At 74.4% G+C, this 3,465-nt stretch carries 3 protein-coding genes; all 3 read left to right on the top strand.

Features of this window, described 5'->3' with window-relative positions:
* Window positions 1–19 precede the first annotated feature (19 nt).
* From AX737_RS26295 to AX737_RS26285, 3 genes are read left to right on the top strand one after another with little or no spacing between them, the layout of a single operon-like run.
* A complete protein-coding gene (locus AX737_RS26295) occupies window positions 20–961 on the top strand; it encodes a UDP-glucuronic acid decarboxylase family protein (RefSeq protein WP_082773310.1) in 942 nt (313 codons plus the stop codon).
* Window positions 958–1,797: a WecB/TagA/CpsF family glycosyltransferase gene (locus tag AX737_RS26290; RefSeq protein WP_066926615.1), complete on the top strand. Its 840-nt coding sequence runs from the start codon at window positions 958–960 to the stop codon at window positions 1,795–1,797. The genes AX737_RS26295 and AX737_RS26290 overlap by 4 nt, the downstream gene beginning before the upstream one ends.
* Window positions 1,798–1,854: 57 nt before the next feature.
* Complete coding sequence (locus AX737_RS26285) at window positions 1,855–3,330, top strand: exopolysaccharide biosynthesis polyprenyl glycosylphosphotransferase (protein ID WP_066926612.1); 1,476 nt, start codon at window positions 1,855–1,857, stop codon at window positions 3,328–3,330.
* Window positions 3,331–3,465 lie beyond the last annotated feature (135 nt).

Raw genomic sequence — 3,465 nt, 5'->3', positions numbered from 1 at the left:
CCCCAGCAGCCGCTCGCACCTGTGCGAGCGGCTGCTGGGGCAGGGGCACGAGGTGCTCTGCGTGGACAACTTCTTCACCGGCTCGCGGGCGAACTGCGAGCCGATGCTCGGCAACCCGCGCTTCGAGCTGATGCGCCACGACGTGACCTTCCCGATCTACGTGGAGGTGGACGAGATCTACAATCTCGCCTGCCCGGCCTCACCGATCCACTACCAGCGCGACCCGGTCCAGACCACGAAGACCAGCGTCATGGGCGCGATCAACGTGCTGGGGCTCGCCAAACGCCTGAAGGTCCGCGTGCTCCAGGCCTCGACCTCGGAGGTCTACGGCGACCCGGACGTGCACCCGCAGCCCGAGAGCTACTGCGGTTCGGTCAACATCGCGGGACCGCGCGCCTGCTACGACGAGGGCAAGCGCTGCGCCGAGACGCTGTTCCACGATTACCGGCGCCAGCACGGGATGTCGGTGCGCGTCGCGCGCATCTTCAACACCTACGGCCCGAACATGCACCCCCAGGACGGGCGCGTGGTCTCCAACTTCATCATCCAGGCGCTCAAGGGCGAGCCCATCACCATCTACGGCGACGGCTCGCAGACGCGCTCGTTCTGCTACGTGGACGACCTCGTCGAGGGTCTGATGCGGCTGATGGCGGTCGATGCGCATCCGGGCGACGTGGTGAACCTCGGCAACCCGGTCGAGACGAGCGTGCTGGCGCTCGCCCGGCGCGTGGTCGAGCTCTGCGACTCGCCCTCGACGATCACCTGCCATCCCCTGCCGCAGGACGATCCGCGGCGGCGCTGCCCGGACATTGCCCGCGCGCGCGCGGCCCTGCACTGGTCGCCGCGCGTCGATCTCGACACGGGGCTTGCCCGCACCATCGCGTATTTCGAGGGGCTGCTGGCGCGCCAGGACGGGTCCGTCCTGCCGCTCGGACAGGGCCGGCGGACCATCCCCGCATGAGCCCGCAGGCTCCTCCCCGCGCGCGCTGGCTCGGGCCCCGGGCCCCGGTCCTCGGCCTCGGCGTCAGCGCGATCACCTTCCGGGACGCGCTCGACGCGCTCGACGCCTTCGTGCGCGCGCGCCGGCCGCACTACGTCTGCATCACGGGCGTACACGGCGTCATCGAGAGCCGGTCCGACCCGCAGCTCAGGGCGATCCACGAGGCGGCCGCCCTCGTCACGCCGGATGGCATGCCGCTCGTCTTCATGGCCAACCGGCTCGGCTTCGGCCCGGTCGAGCGGGTCTACGGGCCCGACCTGATGCGGGCGGTCTGCAGCGACTCGCCCCGGCGCGGCTACCGGCACTTCCTCTACGGCGGCGCGCCGGGCGTGGCCGAGGGGCTCGCCGAGGTCCTGCGCCGACGCTACGCCGGCATCGCGGTGGTCGGCACGCACTGCCCGCCCTTCCGGCCGCTCACCGACGCCGAGGACGCGGCCGTCGTCGCCGAGATCAACGCGGCCAAGCCCGACATCGTCTGGGTGGGGCTGAGCACGCCGAAGCAGGAGCGCTGGATGTCGGCCCATCTCGGGCGGATCGACGCGCCCGTGATGATCGGCGTCGGCGCCGCCTTCGACTTCCTGGCCGGCACCAAGCGGCAGGCGCCGCGCTGGATGCAGCGCAGCGGGCTCGAGTGGCTGTTCCGGCTCGCCACCGAGCCCCGGCGTCTCGCGCGCCGCTACGCCAGCATCGTGCCGCGCTTCCTCCTGCTCGCGGGCCTCCAACTCGCCCGCCACGCGCTCGCCGGATCCCGGCGCGGCGGACGGCGCGATCCCGAGCACGGACCGGCGCGGGGCTGAGGCGCGGCCACCCGCGCCGCCCCGCAACACAGCGACAGATCGCCCCGAGGGCCCGTCATGGACACGACCGAGACCGTCGCCACCGCGATCGAGCTGAGCGGGCGCGCAGCCCCAGACCGCGCCGCGCGGCGCGCGCGAAGCCGCTGCGCCCTCGTCGCGGCGGCGCTGATCCTCGGCGACGCCGCGGCGGCGCTCGCCGCCGGCGCCGCCCTGGCGCTGGGATGGGCCGCCCTCTCGGGCACCCCCGTGGGCAGGACCGCGCTGCTCGCCGGCCCGCTCCCGCTCCCGGTCTTCTGCGTGCTTCCGATCTTCGCCGCGCTCGGGCTCTACGCGGTCTACGGCCCGAGCCCGCCCGAGCGGCTCCGGCTGCGCGCCCTCGGCGTCGCCGTCTACCTGATCGGCTGTCTCCTGGTGACGGGGGCCGCGCCGGCGGCGCCGCTCCTCGGGCAGGTCGCGGCGGCGGGGCTCCTCCTCGTGCTCGCCGGCTTCTACGGCGAGGCGGCGGTGCGCGCCGTCCTGATCCGCCGAGCCGCCTGGGGCGCGCCGACCGTGATCGTCGGCGCCGACGCCCACGCGCAGGCGCTCGCCCGGACCCTGCTGGCCCAGCCCGAACTCGGCCTGCGGCCGATCGGCTACCTGACCGACCCGGCCCGGCCCGCCGACGCCGCGACGGCCCGCACGGGCCCCCCCCTGCCCCATCTCGGCCGCCTCGACGCCGTCTGCGGCGTCGCCGCGGAGGTCGCGGTGTTCGCCTCCTGCGCCGACCTCGCGCAGCACGAGGGCCGGCTCGGCCGGCTGCCGTTCGGCCGGGTCGTGCTCGCCCAGCAGATCCAGGACCTCCAGAACATGTGGATGCAGGTCCGGCCGCTCGGCGACGCCATCGGGCTCGAGATCCGGCGCGAGCTCTACCGGCCGCGCAACCTCCTGCTCAAGCGCCTGCTCGACGGGGTGCTGGCCGGCATCGGCCTGATCCTGCTCCTGCCGCTGATCGCCGTCCTCGCCGGGGCGATCCGCTGGATCGATCCGGGCAGCCCGTTCTACGCGCAGGTTCGCGTCGGCCGACACGGGCACCCGATCCGGGTCTGGAAGCTGCGCACCATGTACCGCGACGCGGAGGAGCGCCTTACCAAGCATCTCGCGACCGATCCCGCCGCCGCCGCCGAGTGGGCCCGCTTCTTCAAGCTGCGGGACGACCCGCGGGTGCTGCCCGGGCTAGGCCGCCTCCTGCGCCGCACCAGCCTGGACGAGCTGCCCCAGCTCTGGAACGTCCTGCGGGGCGACATGAGCCTCGTGGGCCCCCGCCCCTTCCCGGCCTATCACATGGACGGGTTCGAGCCGGCCTTCCGGGCGCTGCGCACCAGCGTTCCGCCGGGCCTGACCGGCCTGTGGCAGATCTCGGCCCGCAGCGACGGCGACCTCGCGGTCCAGCGCAGCCAGGACGGCTACTACATCCGCAACTGGTCGCTCTGGCTCGACCTCTACATCCTGCTGGCGACGATCCCCGCCGTCCTCTGCGCCCGCGGGGCGCGGTAGCGCGCGGGCCCCCTCGCACGGGTCGGGCGATCGCGCGGGTCGGCCGATCGCTCCGCGGCGCGCGCAGGCGTGTGCCCGCGGGGAAGCGCCGGATCCGCACCCGCGCTTCCGCCCCGGTGCGGGCCCGTACCATCC

The organism is Methylobacterium sp. CCH5-D2, from assembly GCF_001556475.1.
GTDB lineage: Bacteria > Pseudomonadota > Alphaproteobacteria > Rhizobiales > Beijerinckiaceae > Methylobacterium > Methylobacterium hispanicum.
The sequence above is the reverse complement of the archived record's forward strand: the minus strand, read 5'-3'. Positions and strand labels throughout refer to the sequence as shown.